Genomic DNA, 23,489 nt, shown 5'->3' on the forward strand with positions numbered 1-23,489 from the left:
GCAATTAGAGTATCTGGTATCTGATACTCTAATTGTTAAATTTATTTCGCAATGCGTTCCTGAGCTTTAGTGATTGCCCATTGCAATTGCTCTTCGCGTGTTAAATGGCTGTTGTCCAAAATCAGGGCATCGTCAGCTTGTTTTAACGGGCTTACCTCTCTGCTGGAGTCTATCCGGTCGCGCTCTTCAACATTATTGAGGATTTCTTCAAAACTAACTTGCTGTCCTTTTGCGGTTAGCTCATCGTAGCGTCTCTGTGCACGAACTTCAGGGCTGGCAGTCATAAAAATTTTTAGTTCTGCATTCGGAAAAACAACAGTGCCAATGTCTCTTCCATCCATCACAATTCCTTTTTCCTGCCCCATTAGCTGTTGTTGTTTTACCATTTCGGCCCGCACTTCGCGGATGGTGGCAACAGGACTGACATGGTTGGCTACAGGTAGTTGTCTGATTTCCTCTTCTACATTTTCGCCATTCAGGTAGGTTTCGTTTTGCTTGGTTGTTGCGTTAACCCGAAATTCAATTTTAATTTCAGCTAAGCGACTAATTAGGGCTTGCTCGTCAACTGTTCCATTGGAAGCCAGCTTATTTCGAAGTGCAAATAAGGTAACAGCACGATACATCGCGCCGCTGTCAAGGTAAATATATCCTAGCTGTTGGGCTAATTGTTTGGCAACAGTACTTTTGCCACAAGATGAATGTCCATCGATGGCAATAACTATTTTTTTATTCTCCGTTTTTGGATTCATGATCGCAAATATATTGTTTTTCGGTTGAAGTAACCACGCTAGCCAGACTAACAAATCGTCGTAGATAAGGTTTATCAGAGGGGATCAATGATCTCTTCTGAATCACTGGTGTGTAAGCTAGTGGAAACTTTCGTTTAGGTTAATTGCTACTGAAATGTGGTTGCTGGTTTCAGCCAAATGGTAGCGCGCTGATCCATAGTTAAAGTGAAACCGGTTGATTTTGAATCCAAAGCCCCAGGAAAAGCCAACTGTTGAGGCTTTATCGTCAAACATTAGTTCCTGGCGTCGCTGATAGTTGTAGCCAGCTCGAATGGTGAAATTTTCAGAGGGTAAAAGCTCAACGCCAAGCAAAAGGTGTCTTAGAAATTGTTTTCCAAAGCTGTCCTCTTTTATTGTGGTTTCAAATCCATTGTCTTCTTCTTTTGGTTGAGCAAGTTCCCATTTTTGCAGATGCTGTAGTGTGGCAGATAATCGCAACGGTGCGTGCGCCAATCGTTTGGAGAATCCCAATTGTAAATCAAACGGGATGTCTTCTCGTTCAGCGCCATCGTAGTAAGTGGTAACCTGAGTCCCTATATTTTTTAGTACCAGCGCAATATTCGTCAATTGGTCACGGCTAGCATAGCTGATTCCGGCATCAAAAGCAATCCCGAACGACTGGTAGGCCTCAAATGAAGAAAGGATTGGTTTTAAGGTTGCCCCCACGTGCAAGCGATTAAATTGTTTTGACCATAAAATGTTCAGGGCATATTCGGCAGCTTTGAACGTTCCATTTCGTTCGCCAAATTCATCAGCATAAACAAACTTCCCATAGTTGATGTAATGCATGCCTAGGGCAAATACCCCAAGTTCTCCGTAATCTTTGGCATAGGAGGCATAACCAAACTTGATGTCGTTGAAGTAGTTTACGTAGTTTACTAAAAGCCGGTTGTCCATGCTTGGATGTAGCAGTGCCGGATTATTGTAAGCAACATTCAGATCGGTGGAATCGTTGATGGCTACTTGGTTGCCACCTAAAGCAGCCATACGTGCTGAATTGGGAAGGTTTAGAAATTCGTAGGTTGATTCTCCTCCAATTTGAGCTTTTGCTCCCCAGCTTGCTAAAATAAAGATCAGAAAAAAGAGTCGTTTGGTTTTCATCCGTTTGGGCCGGTTTTAACATCAAACGCCAAAGTTATTTTTTTATTTTGATAACAAAATGTTTTTGAGTGAATTTCCTGACTTCTAAAATCGAAATACAGCGCTCTTGTTTGAATGACATTTTCTTATTCGTTACTTCCTTTTTGAATCGCCTTGATTAGCTTGATGGCTAGCTTAAATGCTAAATCCGGATGAGCTACTTGATTGACTGTGCCCGTTATGTATAGCTTTTCTTTTGGGCTATAAAATGCTACTGTCCCTGTCAAGCCTGAATGTCCAATAAGTTCCGGAATTTTACCTACTGGATCGAATATCCAAGGCAACTTAAATTGATGAATTCCTATTCCTGCTTGTAAAGGGGAAAAGATGGGATTCCATTTTGCAAGTTGAGCAATTTGTGATTCGGGGAAAAAAGTTCCATTGAAAAATGCTCGCACAAATTGCATTAGCTCCTTGGTTGTCGAAACGATGCCTCCATCTGCTCGAAAAGAACTCATGGCTTGGGGAATTTCCAACAGCTTGTCTTTGTAATAAAATGGAGAAGGAGTATTGTCTCTCGGATTGGTGTATAAGTAGGTCGATTGGAGTTGCAATGGATCAAACAGTGTTTGGTTGAGGAGCTTTGCTAGTGGTTGACCGGTTATTTTCTCAATGATCAACTCCAGTAATTGGTAATTGGTGTCGGAATAGTGTGCTTTTCCAACGGTGTTGGGAATAAACAACGGTCGCATTGATTTACTAATTGAGATGGCTTCTGCTGGAGTCCAGCTTTGGTCGTTCCCCTCAAGAAGTTGATGGATTAAACTTTTTTCAGATGGCCCTTTAATTTGAAAATAGTCTGGGATACCAGACGAATGAGCTAATAGATTTTTAATGTTCAAAATGTAGGTATAATCAATTCCTTCAAAAGTATGTAAGTCAAGGAGAACCTCTTTGGGTAGGTACTTCGAAATACGATCGTCGAGCTTTAATAAACCCTTCTGTTGAAGGTTGAGTACCAATGCCGTTATAAATAGTTTTGTCGTACTGGCAATAAAAAAGGGAGCATCAGGGGTTAGATTTCCACTTCCTCCAATCCATGAAAACTTGTCATGTTGAATATAAAAACTTGTTCCGAAAATTCGCTTTTTGTCTATCGATTTATCCAGAATGACTTGAAGCTTTTTGGCGAGTTTATTGCCCATTTATGGTGTATTTGCAGTTTTATAACTCAAGAGAAATGAGTTTTAACTGATTGTTTGCTTATCAAATTTATTGATTTCTATTTCATTCAAAAATAAATTGACTTTTATTTCTGGTTAATATAACTAGTTTAAAGGGACGAGAAGCTTCTAAATTACAAGCTACCCTTCAGCAGAAAACTTGTAAGTAAACAAAACTGACCTCTTTTAGACATTAAAATCTGATGGAGGGCAGCTAAATTTATTTGCAGTTGGTACCTGCTTAGGGTAGCTTGGTTGCTTTTAACTATAAATTGGGGAAGAAATTTCCACTTTTAATTAAAGGATGATCAAACAAACATCGCTATCACGGACACGTAAGAAACACTAACAGCATATCGCGATGTTTTGTTTTTTAGGGGAAACAATTCCTTGCTTAGCTTTCCATAAATATATTGGACTGCAATATATGAAAAAAGGAAATATGCTGCTTAGCTTATTTCAAAATTTTTTGCATTTGTATGACATCTTTAGCCTGGAATTGCGTTTGATCAAGTTGGCTGAATTAGCAGGTAACACTTGTATTTTAGTAGAAATGTAGCGTTTGATATGAACGCGTCTTCACGCGTTGGGGGGAGAGAGGGGTAACTTAAGTTGTTTTTGTGATTTTATGGTGTTTCGTATCGCTGCATTGAAGGACTTCAACGCAGTTGCACGAAAAAAGGAGAATTAGCTATTTACTTTCCAAAGGGTATTAAAAACGGAATAAACGAGGTTCCATTCGTGCATGTTTTGTTTAAGTTGCTTTTCGCCTTCCGAAAGAATTGTGTAGTATTTGCGGGGACGCTTATTCTCTTCTACTTTCCAGTATGATTTTATCATCCCAGCATTTTCCAGTTTTTTCAGAACAGGATAAATGCTTGCTTCCTTCCAGGCTATTTCCCCATTTGTGAGCTCCTTAACACGCTGAACAATTTTATACCCGTAACTATCTCCATTTTTTAATACCGATAGAATAATTGGGACAGCTGATGCTCCAACCAACTCTTTTGATATACTCTTCATTTTATCTCTTATTTCTTCTGCCAATCTGTTACATCTTTGAGTAATGCGCCAAGCTGTTTTATCAGAACTTACTGCTTTTCTTAGTTCAAAGTTACTTCTTTTATTGGTTTTGTGGTTGATTTTTTTGAAGAGAAAAGAGAATCAGTAAGAATTTATCCTTTAGTCAATTTCATAGTTTTCATTAAGAATAACAGAAAACATTCGCTTGTTATTATTTGAGACTCATTCGGAAGAATTACCGATGGCACTTTTGTGTTCCTAAATTTTATGGAGGAGCTAGCTTCGACTCGCGATTTTTGATATGGCAGCTTTTAGCTTATGAGGTAAGCACGTTTTGTTTTTGCTAAAACCAGCGACGATGAGCCTGTTTATATTGGCCAGGCGACATGTCATATTCTTTTTTAAAGCATCGAATGAAGTAGGAAGTGCTGTTAAAACCAGTTTTATCAGCGATTTCATTGATATGATCATTGCTACTGATAAGCCGTGCTGCAGCTTCTTTTAGACGCATGGTGCGAACAAAGTGATTTGGTGATTGACCGGTTAAGGCTTTTAATTTGCGGCTAAGACTGCTACGACTAATGCCCATTTCTTTACTCATTTCTTCCACTCCAAAGGCGATGTCATCCAGGTTGTTGCGGACTATTTTGATTGCTTTAGCAATAAACTGTTCGTCAACCGAATTGCTGGTAACTTCAGAAGGCAGAACAATCGCATTGCTGGTGAATATTTCTTTTAACTTATCTCTGTTTTGGAACAGGTTGTTGATATATGCTTTTAGTAAGTCTGGATTAAAAGGTTTGGGAAGGTAAGCATCAGCTCCTGTGTTAAGGCCTTCAATGCGGTTAGCCAAGGACGATTTGGCCGTGAGCATTATAACAGGGATATGACTCGTGCTTAGCTCTTTCTTTATTCTTTCACACAGTTCAATTCCATCCATTTCGGGCATCATAAGGTCAGTAATAACGAGCTCGAAGCTACGCTTCATTAGTAGATCAAAAGCCTGCACACCATTGTTGGCACTGCTCAGCTGATAGTTTTTGTGGAGTATGGAATGCAGGTATTGAATCACCTGAGGATTATCATCCACTAGCAAAATAGTACGTTTTTGGCCGGTATTGGGCTGTGAAGTTTCCTGGGAGTATGAGGTATTGAATTCGTCCCTGTCAACAAGAGTTTCGCTCGTTTCAATGGAAGGAGATTCTTCATGTATTTCGCTGATAGGAATGGTTACGGTAAAGGTGGTTCCTTGTTCTTTATGAGATTCAACTCCAATATTACCGCCGTGTAATTCAACCAATGACTTGGTTAGTGCCAGTCCAATACCAGTCCCGGTTATATTACTGTGCTTGGATTCAAAACGTTTGTAGAGTTTGAATACCTCTTCCGGATGGTGGCTGTCAATGCCCTCCCCATTGTCGGCAACTTGAATGGAAAGACTGCTGCCATTCTCTTGATTGGCCTCAGATAAACGAATATTTATTTTTACTTCGCCGTTCTCTTTGCCGTATTTAAAAGCATTGGATAAGAGGTTGTACACAATTTTTTCAATAATATCAGCATCGAATTGCACGATTAATGAGTCTGTCTGACTTGAAATTGTATAAGTCATTTGTCGTTCAATGGCCATATATCGAAAAGATTCTGCACAAGTTTTGATAACAGCAATGATGTTTCCTTTGCTTACGTTTAAATTCATACTGCCTGTTTCTGCTTTTCGAAAATCCATTAGTTGATTAATAAGTCGTAGCAACAGACTAGTATTTTTATCGGCGATGGAAAAAAGTTGCTGCTCTTCGGGATCCAGCTTTAGACTTTCTTTTAAGGTTTGCAGAGGGCCTGAAATAAGGGTAAGAGGCGTTCTAAATTCATGCGAAATGTTTGTGAAAAACTGCAAACGCATCTGATTCAATTCTTTTATCCTTTCACTTTCCATCTTTTCAAAGGCTAACTTCCGGCGCATATCCATCCAGAGCACGGTGTAACGAATATAGGCATAGATGGATCCGCCTATTAGTAAAAAGTAAGTCAGATAGGCATACCAACGTTTCCACCAAGGAGCGAGTACCTTTATTTGGAGAATGGGATTCGATTGACTCCATATTCCATCGTTGTTAGCAGCTTTTACATGAAAGGTATAGGTGCCGGGTTGTAGATTATTGTATTTAACCAAACGGTCTGTACTGGCTTTACTCCATTCTTCGGAGGCATTCTCTAACTTGTAGCTGTAGGTGTTTTTTTCGGATCTAAAATAGTTAATGGCAACAAATTCAAGTCCAATATTATTTTGCTTATGACTTAAGACGATGCTTTTAGTTTCCGCAATATTTTTAGTTAAAGGGCTATTGGGATCACCGGCTTTAACAGGTATGTTATTAATGTAAAGTTCCGAAAGCGTTATTTCGGGGATATGACTATTTACTTTAAACACAGTGGGGTCGAATATATTCAGTCCCTTAACACCTCCTACCATCAGGTCTTCTTTGTGGTTGAATAAGAGGGCATTAAAAGTACTGCCGAGTAAGCCATCACGACTGTCATAATTTTGAAAACGCTTGCGCTTAGTATTGTATTTTGATAGGCCTCCATGTGTGGCAAACCACAGTATCCCTGGATGGGTTTCAGTAATATCATACACCTGTTCCTGAGCTAGCCCTTCATTTAAAGTAAGATTTTCTATCGTGCCAGTTATCGGGTCGATGTTAAAAACACCTCCTCCGTTAGAACCTAACCAAATGTTCCCGTCGCTACTTTCGTTAATGCATAAAATGGCATTTTTACCTACACCACTGTCATTTCTGTCATCAAAAAGATAACGGATGTATTTCTGTTGTTTGTGATACCAAACATATATGCCGTTACTGGTACCAATCCAGAGGTTTTGCTTAGAATCAACAAACAGGCTGAGGATGTAATCATTCATGACAGAGGATAGCTTGGGAAAGATAGTCCCCAGGTGTGTGAATGTTTTTGTTTGTGTATCAAATTCATACAGCCCGTTGCCTAAAGTTCCTATCCATAGCTTGTTTTCTTTCTGCTGGGTAATAGACCAAACTGATATTGAAAGTGGTTTGTTGTTGTCAGGAGTGTTTGGGGTAAAGGCTACCAATTCGTTCTTGCTTTCATTAAGCCATGCGAGGCCACTTCCGTAGGTCCCAAGCCATAGTTGATGATCCCAATCTTCGTAAATGCGCTTGATTACATCGCTCTTTAAGTTAGATGTTAGTTGGTTATAGTTTTTGAAGTTTTGTGTTTGTGGATTAAATAGGTGTAAGCCACCACCATCAGTTCCTAGCCATATTCTGCTTTTTGAATCTTCAAGCAAACTTAGAATTGCGTTGTCGCTAAGGCTATTGGGCGTGTTGGGCTGATGTTTGAAATGTTGAAACCGATTTCTTTTCATGTTAATTAGACGCAGCCCTTTGCCGATAGTACCAACCCAGTACAGTCCCTTATTATCGATGCAAATTGAAAAAACAGCTTTGGTATCCAGGTGCTCAAAGGCTCGAGCATGTTCGCTGTTATTAATTACAGTCTTTTGTATTGGATCAATAATTACAATGCCTCCGCCATCAATGCTTGCCAAAATGGTCCCGTCAGTGTTGGTTGTTAGCGAGAGGATGATGTTCATGTTGGAGTGCATCTCACTACCTTTCATATCAAAGCGTTCATACACTTGCCGGGATTTATCAAAACGGTAAAGCCCCATGTTGTCCGTGGCGATCCAGATACTCCCATTACCATCATCCAGCAGACTGTTGACTTCCATCGCCGGAAAATTGAAATTGGTAAAGGAATTGGTCTCAGGCGTAAACAAACTTATTCCGTTTCCATGGGTACCTACCCATAATTGCTTGTCGGGAGTTTCCGTTAGAGCCGAAATAAAGTTGATATATGGCAGGTGGCTATAATTTTGAGCAAAGCACTCGAAGGAATCAGTTGAGGGTTGGTAACAGTGAAGGCCACCTCCCATGGTGCCTACCCACACTCGCTTTTGATGATCCATAAGCAAAGCGCCAATGTGATTGTTTTGTAGGGCATTGGTTTGTTTTGTGTTTGCCCAATAGCGCTTGAATCGTTCTGTATCTTTATTGAATTTATTAAGACCAAATTTAGTGCCTATCCATAAGTGACCATGCTCATCTTCAATGAGTTTTGTTGTAAAATTACTGCTAAGGGTTTCTTCTTTTTCAGAGATACTGTAAAAGCTGATAATGTTATAACCATCATAGCGATTAAGTCCATAGTAGGTGCTAAACCACATATAACCCCGACTATCCTGAAGAATGCAGTTAACTGAATTATTACTTAATCCGTTTTCTGTATCTAGTCCACTAAATCCGGTATAGTTTTCGTTTGCATAGACTGAAAAACAACTAATAAGAGACAGAAGGCTTATAAGAAATTTTAGTCGAGGCATAATAACCACATTTAGTTGTGGTGAAGATAATAAAAAAATGTTGGGGTTTATTTATGTATTACTATTATAGCTTTTAAATTATGTTTATGTTATTCGGCATGTATGGCCTCTCGGTTGGTTTTTTTGTACTTGTATAAAATTTAGAGCTATTAGCTGCTATCGTATATCCATTTTGAAAGGAGCTCGAAAGGAGAATCGAATTGGGTAAGCCAATAGCAATAAAGAGCTGTATACTTGATGCTCAATCTTGATTGCTTATGTCTCCATTTGGCTGTCACCAGTTCTTATAATTTTCAACGGTTGGATAGGGCCTATGCGAAGTATTAATATCCTTTTCATTAGGTACTTGATTCAAAAGTTCAATAATGCCTCAAAAGTTCAATACAGAGGTTAAAAGTTCAATTTATATGTGCAAAGATGAAACTCAGGATAAGGGTATCCCGCTAGATTTACTCCCATGAAATTACTTACTAGTAGCAAGAATAAAACATCGAAAATAAGGCATACCGCCCATCGCTATTTTTTAATACGCGCTGTTTTTGTTGTGCTCTTAATTTTGATGTTAAGCTTGTTGCTATTGGTCTCATTTATTTAATAACATGTAAACTAACTTCAAAAATTACTCTTTATGAAAAAACAAATTAAATGGTTTCAGAGGGGATTTATAGGTGTTGTATTGATCTTAATATCAATTAGTATGGCATTTGCACAGGATGTGACTATAAAAGGTACCGTAACTGGCGCTGAAGATGGAATGCCTATACCCGGTGTTTCAGTGGTTGAAAAAGGTACGGTTAATGGAACTATTACCGATTTGCAAGGGATGTATACGCTTACCGCCCCTTCTGGGGCAATAGTCTCCTTCACTTTTGTGGGAATGAAGGCCCAGGAAGTTGTTTTAGGTACTCAGGCAATTGTTGATATACAAATGGCTCCTGATGCAGTGGATGTCGATGAAGTGGTTGTAACCGCTTTGGGAATTAAGCGTGAGGAAAAATCGCTTGGTTATGGGGTATCTAAGGTGGATAGTGAAGAAATTCAGTCTTCGGCTGGTAGCGATGTTTTAAGTTCGATGCAAGGAAAGGTTGCTGGTTTGGAACTTGGTTCTTCTCAAGGTGGTTTAGGTTCTTCAAATCGTGTGGTATTACGTGGGAATAGTTCCATCTCGGGCAATAATCAACCATTATACGTTGTTGATGGTGTGCCCGTTAATAACTCCACTGTGGAAGTTACTACAGGTGTATGGGACCGAAAAGATTTTGGATCAGGTTCAATGGACATTAATCCGGATGATATTGAAAATGTAACGGTCTTAAAAGGTCCTAATGCTGCGGCTCTTTACGGATCACGTGCTCAAAATGGTGCCATCATCATTACGACTAAATCTGGCAAAAGAGGTCAGGGGTTAGGAGTAGAACTCTCAAGTTCAAATATGTTTGATGTTGTTACCGATCAATTTTTGCCGAAACTTCAAAATAAATATGGACAGGGACATTATGTTGATAATGTGCCAACCTATTCTACAACAGCTACTGATAATAGTTGGGGGCTGGCTATGGCTGGTCAAAGTTTGCCTTCCTGGAGTGGTTTTGAGGAAAATTTGAATTATTCTCCTCAGCCGGATAATATCAAAGATTTCTTTGAAACAGGTTTTAAAACAACCAATACCATTGCCTTGACAAAGGGAGGCGAAAACAGCTCATCTCGTTTTTCATATACTAATTTATACGGAGATGGTATCGTACCAGGAAATGTTCAACATAGACATAACTTCAATATAAGAGCAGAATTCAAATTAGCTGATTGGTTAGGTGTCGACACAAAAGTTAACTATCTAAATCAAGAAATTGAAGGAGGTACTTGGTTAGGAGAAGGTAGTAGCAATGCAATTTTCGGGTTATTCTCTTTGCCGCGCAATACTGTTTTAAGAGAACTGAAAAAGTATAATTTTAATAATACGCCTAATGATCCTTTTGTAGGGACACAAATGAACCCTTATTGGACAAGCCTTCATGATAACATGATTAATAAGAAAGATCGCTTAATTGGGTTTGCCAAATTAGATTTTGATATTACTGATAACTTGTCTGGTTTTGTGAGGGTTGGGACTGATTATACCGACAATTCAGTTGAAGAGCGTTATAACTTAGGTCATAAACAGAATAGCTCCGGTCAATGGATTCTAAACCAATACAAGCGTCGTGAGACTAATATTGATGGTTTGTTGAGTTACAGGAAACAATTCGGAGATCTTGATTTCGGCGCCAATCTTGGTGGAAATATCATGAAAAATAACAGCGAATCCACCTACAATAGAGGAGATGATGTTATTTCAAATGGTTTCTGGAATATTCAGAACTATTTGAATAAAAATGCAAGCTATAACATCTATGAAAAACAAGTGAATTCGGCTTATGCGACCTTGAATCTGGGGTTTCGCGACTACTTGTATTTAGATGCTTCTTTCAGAAATGATTGGAGCTCTACTTTGCCGCAAGAAAACTGGTCATATTTTTATCCAGCAGTGTCAGCAAGTATTTTGATTAACGAAATTGCAAAGCTAACCCAGATTAACCTGTTAAAAGTTCGCCTAGGGTATGCCGAAGTCGGTAATGATTCAGATCCCTATCGTTTAGCAACTACTTTTGGTATAAATCCTCTTTTAAATCATAATGGAATTCCGTTGATGGATGTTGATGGAACTCCTGGAGTGCCTAACCTGAAACCTGAGCAAACTGCTTCATTTGAATTTGGGATGGAATTTAGAGCTTATAATAATCGACTCTTTGCCGATTTGAATTACTATTCTCAATCAACAGAAAACCAATTGTTCACAACTCGGGTTTCGGCTGCAACAGGCTATGTTAACAAATATCTTAATGGTGGAGAGGTTGTAAACAGAGGTTTCGAATTATCATTAGGAGGTGTTCCTGTGAAAACGGGATCATTTGAGTGGGAAACAACTTTTACACTTGCCAAAAACAAAACGGAAATAAAAGAGTTAGCAGAAGGGATTGATACGCAAGTTCTGGCTGATCTTGGCAATATCGTAGGAGGCGTTCAAATCATTGCCAAAAAAGGAAAGGATGGTTATGGCGTGATTATGGGTATGCCTGATAAAGTTGATGGAGAATACCAATTGGGAAATAATAATTTTCTTCCTGGCGAGAAGCGTGTTGAGTTGGGTAACTTTACGCCTGATGCCACATTCGGATGGTTGAATACATTCTCTTTTAAGCGCTTCAAATTGCGTACATTGATTGATGGTAAAATCGGTGGCGATGTAATGAATGCGACCAAAGGAGAGCTTTCTGCTGCAGGTATTACTGAAAATACACTAGAGTATAGAGACACAGGAGTTGAGGTTTCTGGTGTTAATGCCGATGGAGAACAAGTTACTGTGGAAATGAATGCTCAGGATTATTGGGGTGGTCTTGCTAACTACGGAGCTCCTTGGATTGTTGATGCCACAAACGTACGCTTACGAGAATTAAGTTTAGGCTATACCTTTAGAATGAATCCTGACTTTTTCATTAAGAACTTAAGCCTGAATTTTAATGCCTATAATTTGTTCTTTATTTACCGTGATAAGGACGCCAAAGATATAGATCCGAACCAAACTTGGGGAACAGGTAACGCACAGGGATACAATTTGTATAATGTTCCGTCTACAACATCCTATGGATTTACGGTTAATGTTAAATTTTAATTGAAGTAAATATAGTCAGATGAAACATCTTTCAGGTTTCTTAAAAACCGGTATTAATAGAGATGGTAAAATTCTGAAAGCATTGAATATAGTAAACTAGAGTAAAATTTAAATGTATGAAAATCTTAAATAAATATATTCAGATAGGTTTGATTGCTCTGCTAATTTTCAGTTGTACTTCTGATTTTGAGCAAATGAATATCAATCCAAATTCTCCTTCTGCTGAAAATCCAGCAACTGAGGCTGTTTTGGCAAGTTGTATGCGAAAAGCTTTTCATGAAGATCGTTTTGAATTTTGGAGAGGGGTTGTTCTGCATGCTGAGCGTTTTGCAGGTCACGTTGATGGTGGCTATGCCGGATGTTGGTGGGGGCCAGGTGACTCGTATAGTTACAATGAAGGCTGGACAGCAGCTGCATGGGACTCATATAACTCATCTTCTTTTACCAACGGTTATGGAGGTGCTTTATTTGCGAATACACAAGTGTTGTTAGATTATTATGAAGCTAATCCTGATGCACCACATGCCAAGGAATTTACAGGAATATGCCATGTATTACGATCATTTCAGTTTCTGAAAATAACCGACCTGTTTGGTGATATCCCGTATTCAGAGCATGGTGATATAAATATTCCGACACCAAAGTTTGATGGGCAGGAGGATATTTATAATGATATTGAGGCTAAATTAAAAATGGCTGTTGAGGATTACTTAAAGGATGATGTAACCATTAGTACCATGGGAGATTACGACCTTGTTTACAAAGGAAATATTTCAAAATGGAGAAAGTTCGCCAATTCATTGCGTTTGCGTATGGCTCTACGTCGTTCAAATGTTGATCCGGATGGAGCGAAAATGATACTGTCCAGTATCGTAAGTTATCCACTGTTAGAAGGAAATAGTGACAATGTAATGGTTGCTCGGACGACTTCTTCTACTGACCTGCATAATCAGTATTATGGATTCTTCAAAACATGGCCAGGAGCGATGCCTAATGGTTCTTATGCTTGGGATGAATATCTGGTAGAGTGGGCCCCTGGCCCTGGTGCTTTTATTCCTGCTCGAGAAATTATTGAGGTAATGAAGGGAAGTCCGCTTTATGCTGCCGAAGTAAGCAATGGCGGTTCGAATACTGAAGATATTAACGCACTTTCTGGAATTGAAGACCCACGTCTGGATAAGTTTTTTATGCGTCCTAAAGGGCACCCAGATTCAGAACATAAAGGGCGACCAGCTCGTGCTTCTTTCTTCTTAAATGAAGAGGGAGTTATAACTAATCTACAAAACGATCCCGTAGAGGGCGATGTCCATAATTACTCGTGGATGCATCCGTCGATATGGTATGATGGTGGCTCTTGGAATCCGGTTAGCCTGGATTATGCTGAAGTTTGTTTGGCTTTGGCAGAAGCTGTCAATAGAGGTTTAGTGACCTATGGAAAATCTGCTGACGTTTTATTGCAGGAGGGCTTAGAAGCTAGCTGTGAGCGTTGGAATGCTGAAGCTGGTAGTTTTCCTTCAGATGTGGTTGAAAAGTTTAATAATGCAAGTGTTGAAGAAAAGAATGCCATTATTGCTACCGAAAGATGGGTATCTTCATATACTGTCCCTCATCAGGCTTATGCTGTTTTGAGACGAACAGGTCACCCCGAGTTTGCGTATCTGGATAAGGATATGAAAATTACAGGGACTTGGATAAAGGCAGATGGATCATCTGAAACAAGAACCATTGAAAAATATGCCCAAGGAAGTACGAATTATAAATTACCAGAACGTATGCGTGTTCCGGAGAGCGAGGTGGCTATTAATGAAAATGTACCAGAAGCAAATAAAAGTATGATGAATAAACTTTGGTGGTCAAAGCAATAGCTAATTGGAGAGGCAGTACTAGTATAACCTTTATGGGAGTATTAGTTTAGTTTTCAAAATGGGTAAAAGTGGTTGAAGTTCAGTCTTTAGCCACTTTTCTATTTGTATAGTCTTTATCATTCTTTAGGATTCACTTGAAAGCATAGCAGTTATCACAGGATGGTACGAGAAATTATAGATAGAAAAAATTGGACATTTGAAGGGGTAAAAGGAGATTTTAAAAAAACAAGAGGCTGTTATTGATCTAACAGCCTCTTGCTGTAATATCAAATCAAATTTTAATCCATCGTTTACGGATCACTAGTTGATCCTGGTGAATTATTAGAATATAAACTCCAGGAGTGAGTTTGCTAACATTTAAGGTTTGATACTCTTTCAAGTTGAAGGACTTGGAGATGACCTTTTCTCCCTTGAGAGAATACACTGCAAGCTGTGCTTCCCCGTAGATGGGATTAGCAAACGTTAAGCGGAGAAAATCGCTGCATGGATTAGGCGCAAGGGTGAACTGAACAGATAGTTCCGGATCAATTCCTACGCTAGGATCTTCTTCAAGCTGTATGGTAATAATTGCGTCGGTATGAGCTTGACCGTCATCGGCCCTTACTGTTAATTCAAAAACCGGATGATCTTCAAGATCCAGGGCGTCGGAATTATTTACCAAGAGTTGATTTGCTTCAGCTTTAAAAGCCTCGTTATCATTTCCTTCCAGAATGGAGAAGGTGATCGTGTCGTTGTCCGGATCTTCTGCTTGTAATTCCAGAACCAAGGTCTCTGCAGGACTGTTTTCAAGAAGAGATACGGTTTGATTTTCAAAGACTGGAGCTTGGTTGACAGAAGGAAGTACCTCTAATTGGATGGTAACCTCAGGAGCAGGATGGTAGTTATTATTTCCTGTTTGGTTGGCTTTAATGTTGACCACTCCTGGAGTTACTAGATTCAAGGTATTCTTATCGATTGTTGCCACTTCTTCATCAGAACTTGAAAATATCACCGAAAGGCCAGAGGTGCTTGAAGCTACCAGTGCAACAGAACCTTCATCAATGGTAATACTACCAGGCAATGAGAAGTCGATGGACTGCGATGCTTTGTTGACTGAAAGCGTTCGGACTACATTGGTGGCTGAGTTATAAGTGGCATTTCCTGACTGCGAAGCGGTAATGGTTGTAGAACCTGCTCCTAAGATGGTTACCGTGTTGCCAGCTATGGTCGCTACACTCGTGTTGGAGCTGGAGTAGCTTACTGGTAAGCCAGAACTGGCTGTTGCGGTCAAGTTGAAATCAGCATCCCCGTATGTTCGATCTGTAAGCTGACTAAACGTAATGTTTTGGGATTTCTTAAGTGTTGTAAATGATACCTGTGTTCCATATACGGTACCTGCACTGTTTGTGGCAAAGGCTCTTACGTAGTATGTTGTATTAGGATTAAGTGAAGTTAAACTGGCACTAAAGGCACCTGTTGTAGAAGCTGCACCCTTATCCTCCTTATTGTCAGCAGTTGTAGGATTCTCCGAAGAACTCCAGCATACACCATGAGCAGTAGGATTCGGAACCCCAAGTCCGGAGATATTTCCATTAGCGGTGGCCGTTGTTGATGTAATGCTGGTTACCGCTTGTGTTGTAATGGTTGGTAAAACATCATCATCGGTGGTCGTTACATTCACTGTTTGATTGGCTACTCCGTCGAAATCATCATCACTTCCAGTGGTATCTATACTTATCGTTATGAGATTAATTTGATCCCCATCATCCAGATCATCGTCCATCCCTGTGACGGTAACGGTTTGCGGAGTATCCCAATTGGCGGAAGTGAAGGTCAGACTGGTTTTGTCTACGGTAGCCTCTCTTGTTTCCCCGCTGGTAACGTTGAGCACCACATCAGAAACGGGTTGTGCCTTCAGAACCACGGAGAAGGAATCGGTTGTACCAGATTCGGCTACAGATGTGTTTCCTTCGGATTCCGCAATGGTAAATCCTGCCACATCATCATCGGTTATTGTAGCAGTATGAGTACTTTCTCCACTAATTAAAGCATTGATTGGTGTGCCCATATTAACAATTACAGTTTCATTTCCTTCAACTATGTCATCTGAAGCTATTGTAATAATGATATCTGCAAATGCTGAACCAGATAATATCGTTAGAGGACTTGGTGTAATAGAATAATCTGTTCCACCGCCAGTAGCAGTACTATTGGAATTTATAGTAAAAGGTACACTTATGTCTCTACCACTTATTTCAGAGATTTGTGCTGTAATAGTAAGACTTCCCGATTCATTTGAACTTGATTGCGAAGCTGAGGTAAAAGCAACAGTTGGAGAAACATCGTCATCATCAATTGTATAAGTATGAACATTATTTGTTCCTAAGGTTGCATTTACAGGATTCGACAATGTAACAATAACTGTTTCGTCATTCTCATCTAAAAGGTCGTTTATAATACTTGCTATTGTGATATTATCGGATACTGACCCTGCACTTATTGTTAATGTTCCGTTTGCAAGAGTATAATCAGTCCCATCACCAGTTGCTGTTCCTGTTACTGCGTAGTCAACTGAAACATTCAATCCACTTACTGCTGAAAGATCGACTTGTAAATCTTTACTACTTACTGATTCTGCTCCACTAGAACTTGTTGCAATAAATTCAATAGTCGGAGCTACATCATCATCAAGTATTGTATAAGTGTGAACTGTATTTGTTCCTAGGGTTGCATTTACAGGATTTGACAATGTAACAATGACTGTTTCGTCATTCTCATCTAAAAGGTCGTTTATAATACTTGCTATTGTGATATTATCGGATACTGACCCTGCACTTATTGTTAATGTTCCGTTTGCAAGAGTATAATCAGTCCCACCACCAGTTGCTGTTCCTGTTACTGCGTAGTCAACTGAAACATTCAATCCACTTACTGCTGAAAGATCGACTTGTAAATCTTTACTACTTACTGATTCTGCTCCACTAGAACTTGTTGCAATAAATTCAATAGTAGGAGCTACATCATCATCAAGTATTGTCGCAGTAACTTGTTGCGTCCCCGATTCGGAACCATTTATAACTGTTGATATATCAATTATCACGGTCTCGTCATCTTCATCTAAATCATCACTAACAGAAGAAAGTTGTATTGAGTTAGATGTATTACCCGCTAATATTACTATTGATGATGCCGGTAAAGTATAATCGGTACCTGAACCTTTTGCTGTTCCCGAAATAAGAAGATTTACTGTTACATCTTTATTAAAACTGTTAGATATTGTTGCTTTTACATTTGTTGTTCCAGAGCTTTCTGCTATGGAAGAAGAAGGATCTAAACTAAGCGTTACCGTAGGTGCAGAAGAAACTGTTAATGTAGCAGTGTTAATTGAGGCACTATAGGTACTACCATCGTTCACAACAAATTCAAAATAACTGCTTATTCCATCAGTATTTAAATATTGTAAGTTCCCATTATCTAAATTGGACTTGCTAACATTTGCTCCATTAGCTAATTCCTCTCCAGCATCATAATCTTCTCCATTATCGGCATCAATATATAATATACCATTCTCAGGCACCCAATTAAAAGTAATCTTAACCAGAGCATCATCATCAACATCTGAATAGCCAAAATCTCCAATAGCAAACACATAGGGTGTTCCTTCATATATTGCTTTTGTAAAATCACTTGCTGTGGGCTTATCGTTAACGGCTGTTATATCAACATTAACAGTTCCTAAAGAAACATCAGTTCCACTACCACTTCCTGTATTACCTCCATCATTAGCAGTCAGGGTTAAGGTAGCAGCATCGTTACCATTTACATTCGTAGCTCCAGTATACTTAATATTCGATGCAGTATTTAAATAAGTATCAATATCGGCTTCCGCGCCTGTTAAACTTAGTGTTCCTGTACCAGAACCAGCAATGGTGACTGATCCTCCTGAACTAGCAGAAAGTGTACCTGTTGATGCAGCAATAGTTAATACAATACTGTTTGATCCTGCATCAACATCATTAAAAGTGGCAGCAGAAAGGTTAACATTGCTTGCAATATCCTCCAAAACATTTATAATTGTAGGTAAACCTGAAATGGTTGGATCATCGTTAACCGCTGTGATATCAACATTAATTGTTCCTAAAGAAACATCTGTTCCACCACCACTTCCTGTATTACCTCCATCATTAGCAGTCAGGGTTAAGGTAGCAGCATCGTTACCATTTACATTCGTAGCTCCAGTATACTTAATATTCGATGCGGTATTTAAATAGGTATTAATATCGGCTGCCGCGCCTGTTAAACTTAGTGTTCCTGTACCAGGACCACCAATTGTGACTGAACCTCCTGAACTGGCAGTAAGAGTTCCTGTTGATGCAGCAATAGTTAATACAATACTGTTTGCTCCTGCATCAACATCATTAAAAGTGGCAGCTGAAAGATCAACATTGCTTGCAATATCCTCCGAAACTGTTATATCAGTAGGTAAGCCTGAAATGGCTGGATCATCATTCACCGCGGTAACGCTAACTGCACGGGTATCACTGGCACTGTCCGATTTCCTGTCCGTGGCGATAAAGGTGATGGTTCGGTCGGAAGTGCCCGGGTTATCTGATGTACTTCGGTAGCAAATAGACTGAAGTACCTCCTGTACGATGGTGTTTGTTGCATCGGCGTCAAAGGTGATGGTAAGGGGTGTGTCATTCGTAACCGTACCACTCGGTTCGGAGAGGTCGCCCACGTCAGTGCCGTCGGAAAAGATATTGGTGCCGCTGATGGTGATGGCCGGTGACGCACCATCGTTATCGAAGATACTGATTTCATCCCCTGGCTCGTTATTGCCAGTGATCTGCACCGTCAGGCTTCCTCCATTCCATTCAGAATTCCCATCCTCATCGGTAAGGGTAGCAGCCCCATCAATTGGGGTGGCAGCACCATTTTCGGTGTAAGACACAGGAATGTCGTTGATGGAGAGAGTGGGGAGCTTATTGGTGATACAAAGAAATGACTGTCCGTAAGATGTTCCCGCTGCACTAGTGGCATAGGCCCTCACATAGTAGGTTGTTCCGGGGGCTAGGCCGGTTATTTCGGTTGTAAAAGCCCCCGTTTGCGAGGCGCTTCCTTCCTCTGATTTGCTATCGGATAAGGATGGTGAGCCGGTTGTATTCCAGCAACAACCGTGTTGAGTCACAGGGGAGGTTCCCAAAGAGCTAATGTTTCCATTTCCTGTGGCTGTAGTTGCCTTAATGGAAGAAACCGGCTGGGTGCTTACGGTTGGTGCATCATCATTGTCTTGAATAGTTGCGGTAAAAGTAGTATTATCTCCTTTATCAGCATTAGTAGGTTCCCCCATATCGATGACCACGGTTTCATCCTGTTCAGCTAAATCATCATCGATAACGCTAATATTGATGGTATTGGAAGAAAGCCCCGCTATGATTGTAATAGGATTTCCGGCAATAGAATAATCCTCACCAGCGCCGGTTGCTGTACTGCTGCCATTCACAGTGAAAGGTACGCTTACCTCGGCATAATTAATAGCTTCAGACAATCGTGCTGTGATAGTTATTGTTGCGGTTGACTCATTAATGGTTTGTGAAATGTTTGTAAATGTAACCGTTGGTGCAGGCTTTACGGTTAAGGTAACCGTAGCGGTATTACTGTAGTCAATGCCATCGCTTGCTTCATAAGTAAAACTGGAGCTGACCCCATCCGTATTCAGATACTGCAAATACCCCCAATTTATATGATCACGGGAAATCAGCTGATTAACTACTATTGCTTCCCCGTCATCAATATCGCCATTGTTATTCGGGTCCAAAAATAAAACACCATTTCCAGGTAAAGACGATATACGAATATTTTGTAGGTTGTCGCCCTCCATATCCCCGTAATCAATTGCTATATTACCAATATTAGGATAGGCAATTCCTTTGTGAATATCAGTGAAAGTACGATTGGAAACGGTGGGTGCATCATTTACAGCCGCAATATCAACATTTAAGGTTCCGAGAGCAACATCAGTACCTCCTCCGGACCCGGTATTTCCTCCGTCATTGGCCGTCAAAGACAGTGTAGCTGCATCATTTCCGTTTACATTAGAAGCACCTGTATACTTTATGTTTGATGCTGTGTTAAGATAGGTATCAATATTAGAGGCTGTTCCAGTAAGCGTTAGGATACTGGTACCTGAACCACCAACTGTGACTCCACCACCTGAAGAAGCGGTAAGCGTACCTGCTCCCACAGTCAACTTTAATGCAATGCTATTAGATCCTGCATCCACATCGCCAAAGGTGGCTGCTGAAAGATCCACATTGCTTGCTACATCCTCCGTTACCATAATATCAGTAGGTAAGTTGGATAAGGAAGGATCATCGTTCACCGCAGCAATGTCAAAGCTAACGCTGGCTGTATTAGAATCGTCCGTTCCATCATTGGTGGTAAACGAAATTGTAGCCACATTGCTACCACTAAGGTTTGGTGTAGGCGTAAATTTAGCAGCATCCAAAGCTGTATTAATTGCAGCCAGTGTACCTGCAGCCGTAAAACTACCTGATCCATTTCCATTGCCACCAAATGTAATGCCAGTAGTACCTATAGTAAGCGTTCCTCCAGTTATTGTAAAAGTAACTGTTTGATTATCTCCGTCGGTATCTGCTACTTGAATATCATTAGCCAAGGCAACATTTGTATCATCTTCGCTTACAGTTGGTGCACTTGGCACTGTAGCCGTGGGGGCGGAATTAGCAGCACTTAAAGTGTAAGTAAAATCGTCTAAATCAACGATAATTTCTGACCCCTCAAACCGAAGTTCATCAACACCTGTAAAATTAAGAGTTTTAATACCGCTAAAGCTAGCTGAAACACTAACCGACTGGCCTGTCGTATTCCCATCATTATAGCCAGTAATAGTGTAACTATCTCCAGCAGATGTCATCCAAAGACTTGATGTTGAAAAGGCACTTCCATCAGTTTTTGTAAGCTTAAATACTGTTATCTTATTATTTTCATCACCGACTACACCAATAGCATCAGTACCATTATTCCCATAGGTTTCCCAATTCAGAATTTCTAACAACGATGAATTTGAACCATTAAAAGAGACTATCTGATAGGTAAACTCTCCATAATTAAATGCCGCAAATCCATTTGCCAAAACCTGATTGTTGGCTGTACCTGCACCATCATAGTTTTCAGTAGTCTGCCCAAAACTTAAACTTCCAGCAAACAGAAAAGCTATCGCCAATATGTTTTTAGTAATACCAAGAACTAGATGTTGGAGAGATAATAGTTTCATAACTTAGGATTTTATAATTAACAGAAATAGTAAATTTAGTATTGATAATGAAAAATAAGCTTAAATACACAGGTAGGGATTTTGCCATCCACTGACATTCTCCTTGTGAATTTTTTCGTATGTTTTGTGATCGTATTTTAAGGCACTACCTTGTTCAATAACAATCTTGGTAACTGTGCTAGAACTAAACCCAATCTTTTCAATATCGATAATTGGGGTAGCATATTCTGAGTTAAGGAAAAATGAGCGTTTGCCCCTTGGCCCTTCAATAGTTTCTGTTTTGAGTCGTTTTCTAATTTCTGGCCAATCTCTTTTTTGGAATTCCAGAATTAATCTTTCGAAAACCAACCCTACCTCATACCCTAAAAGGGTATAAAAATCAGGTTTTTGACCTGCAAAATCGTCTACTCTTTTCTTAAATAACAGATTAACCTTTTCTTGTGAATTATAATTCCACATGGAGGCCGAATAAAATTTCAAATCCAGATTACTCACTAGCTTTAATATTTCATCTGAAGCCATGTGAGCACTTACAATTAATGGTATTTCATTTTTTAAACCCGATTTACAAAATTCGTCATAGAATTCTAATGCTTCGTTACCACAGAAAAGTGCATGAATGAATGACGGTTTTTCAGTTCTTATTTGCGAAAAAACTTCTTGTATTCTGCCTTTTACCTGAGAACCTTCGGGAAGATAATTGAGTACTTTAAAATCCATCTCACTTGCTCCAGCCATTTCAGCCCCTTGTCTAAAAGCCGATTGAAGATGATAGCCGCCATCGTAAATTGGAGTAAGCACTGTTCCCTTATCTCCAAACTGCTTATACGCCCAATATCCTAAAGCAAATTCCGACTGCCACATTTGAAAACTATTATTAAAAACAGATTCTGAAATATGATGATTATAAGGAATATACTCTCCAACATCAAAAAGCAAAGCCATTTTTTGTCGTTTTTCTATATTAGGAATAATCGACGGTAAAACTTTATAACTGACAAAACCCGAAACAATATCAACTTTGTTGAAATTAAGCAATTTATTAACCGCCTCTGTAATGGATTTATCACCTCCTTGTCCGACATACTCTGGTATAAATTGAAAAAGATTATGATACTTCTCTGGAATAGCCGAATAAAATCCAGAGATGAGACTAGGTGTCATTTCCGGATATATAGAAGAATACGGCGTTAGGAAACCAATTTTAATATTATTGTTCATCAAAAAAATAGGGTTTGATAGTAAGTAAAATTGGGCTAGCTAAAAATTGCCAGCCCATTATTTTTTAATTTTGTCGTGGAGGATAAATACCATTCATACAAATGATATAATTCACTACCAACGATGGCTGAATATTGGTATGGTAATGGTCTCCTCCTGCTGCTTGAATATCAATATCACCACCACTAGAGGCCACCCCTCTCAACTCTACAGTTGGTTCTTCAGAATTGTAAATGGTATCAGGATATCTTCCTGCTGTTGCTGCTAAAGTTTTGGCATTATTGGTACCTGGAACACTTTCTGTTCCAGGAAGTGCACTAGCTCTAAATTTAACACCTACAGACGAAAGAGTTGCTGTATGTGTATGTGTAGGTATCTGAGATGAAACCAACTTCACTTTCTCAACACCAGCCATCAAGCCCATTTGATTAGGAGAAAGACCTATACCACTTCCATAACCCAGAGGAACTCTGCCTCTAAAATCGGGCAACATAAAACTAACTCTACCATCTCCACCGTAAGTGGTACCAATCAAAGTAAAAAGAGCAGTGTTGTCGTTAATTGAAAGTGTTTGCCCCCAGCAAAGAGACCAATAATTTGGAGCCCAACTTAGGGGCCACAAGCCAATAAAAGAAAGAAATGCATCCATAAGCTTAGTTTTTAGTTAGTTTGTTAGTTGACTGTATTGGTTTATGTGTCTGGATTTTGAAAAGTATCTGAAGCGTTTTTGTCATATAGAAATGTACGTCCTCGAATTTGTCTGTTATTAGAACTGGCAGATGATTTTGATAGGAAATATATGGTGTGTAAACATTTTAATTTGAGATGCTTGCAGCGTAGGGGGCAATTCTGTATCATTATGCTAGCTTGTATATGTTCTGATC

Annotated in this window: 10 protein-coding genes; 2 read left to right on the forward strand and 8 right to left on the reverse strand. The window is 39.5% G+C overall.

Annotated features, from left to right (window positions below; translation table 11 throughout):
- Nucleotides 1-41: 41 nt before the first annotated feature.
- The 5 genes from cmk to BM156_RS18650 all read right to left on the reverse strand — a co-directional run bounded on the left by cmk (nt 42) and on the right by BM156_RS18650 (nt 8,534).
- Nucleotides 42-749 carry a (d)CMP kinase gene (cmk, locus tag BM156_RS18625; RefSeq protein WP_093921415.1) on the reverse strand — a complete coding sequence of 236 codons (708 nt, stop codon included), beginning with the start codon at nt 747-749 and terminating at the stop codon, nt 42-44.
- Nucleotides 750-866: 117 nt separating this feature from the next.
- Complete coding sequence (porQ, locus tag BM156_RS18630) at nt 867-1,889, reverse strand: type IX secretion system protein PorQ (protein WP_093921416.1); 1,023 nt, start codon at nt 1,887-1,889, stop codon at nt 867-869.
- Between the two features lie 125 nt (nt 1,890-2,014).
- On the reverse strand, nt 2,015-3,073 hold the full coding sequence (locus tag BM156_RS18635; protein WP_093921417.1) for a serine hydrolase domain-containing protein: 1,059 nt from the start codon (nt 3,071-3,073) through the stop codon (nt 2,015-2,017).
- 705 nt (nt 3,074-3,778) lie between these two features.
- Nucleotides 3,779-4,114: a PadR family transcriptional regulator gene (locus BM156_RS18645; protein ID WP_093921419.1), complete on the reverse strand. Its 336-nt coding sequence runs from the start codon at nt 4,112-4,114 to the stop codon at nt 3,779-3,781.
- Nucleotides 4,115-4,457: 343 nt separating this feature from the next.
- A complete protein-coding gene (locus BM156_RS18650; protein WP_093921420.1) occupies nt 4,458-8,534 on the reverse strand; it encodes a hybrid sensor histidine kinase/response regulator transcription factor in 4,077 nt (1,358 codons plus the stop codon).
- Nucleotides 8,535-9,162: 628 nt separating this feature from the next.
- On the opposite strand from BM156_RS18650, the gene BM156_RS18655 reads away from it, so the two are divergent.
- Both BM156_RS18655 and BM156_RS18660 read left to right on the forward strand, forming a co-directional pair.
- Complete coding sequence (locus BM156_RS18655) at nt 9,163-12,243, forward strand: SusC/RagA family TonB-linked outer membrane protein (protein ID WP_093921421.1); 3,081 nt, start codon at nt 9,163-9,165, stop codon at nt 12,241-12,243.
- 116 nt (nt 12,244-12,359) lie between these two features.
- Nucleotides 12,360-14,108 (forward strand): SusD/RagB family nutrient-binding outer membrane lipoprotein, encoded by a 1,749-nt coding sequence (locus BM156_RS18660; protein ID WP_093921422.1) that lies wholly within the window; start codon nt 12,360-12,362, stop codon nt 14,106-14,108.
- A 271-nt stretch (nt 14,109-14,379) separates the two neighbouring features.
- Here the strand turns inward: BM156_RS18660 and BM156_RS18665 are convergent, their stop codons facing one another.
- The 3 genes from BM156_RS18665 to BM156_RS18675 form a co-directional block, all read right to left on the reverse strand.
- Complete coding sequence (locus BM156_RS18665; RefSeq protein WP_093921423.1) at nt 14,380-21,384, reverse strand: Calx-beta domain-containing protein; 7,005 nt, start codon at nt 21,382-21,384, stop codon at nt 14,380-14,382.
- A 60-nt stretch (nt 21,385-21,444) separates the two neighbouring features.
- Entirely contained in the window at nt 21,445-22,605 is a 1,161-nt protein-coding gene (locus BM156_RS18670; RefSeq protein WP_093921424.1) for an ABC transporter substrate-binding protein, read from the reverse strand.
- Between the two features lie 64 nt (nt 22,606-22,669).
- Nucleotides 22,670-23,254 carry a phage tail protein gene (locus BM156_RS18675; protein WP_093921425.1) on the reverse strand — a complete coding sequence of 195 codons (585 nt, stop codon included), beginning with the start codon at nt 23,252-23,254 and terminating at the stop codon, nt 22,670-22,672.
- Nucleotides 23,255-23,489: the final 235 nt, after the last annotated feature.

Origin of the sequence: Sunxiuqinia elliptica (genome assembly GCF_900113005.1) — a bacterium.
In the GTDB taxonomy this organism is placed as follows: Bacteria; Bacteroidota; Bacteroidia; order Bacteroidales; family Prolixibacteraceae; genus Sunxiuqinia; species Sunxiuqinia elliptica.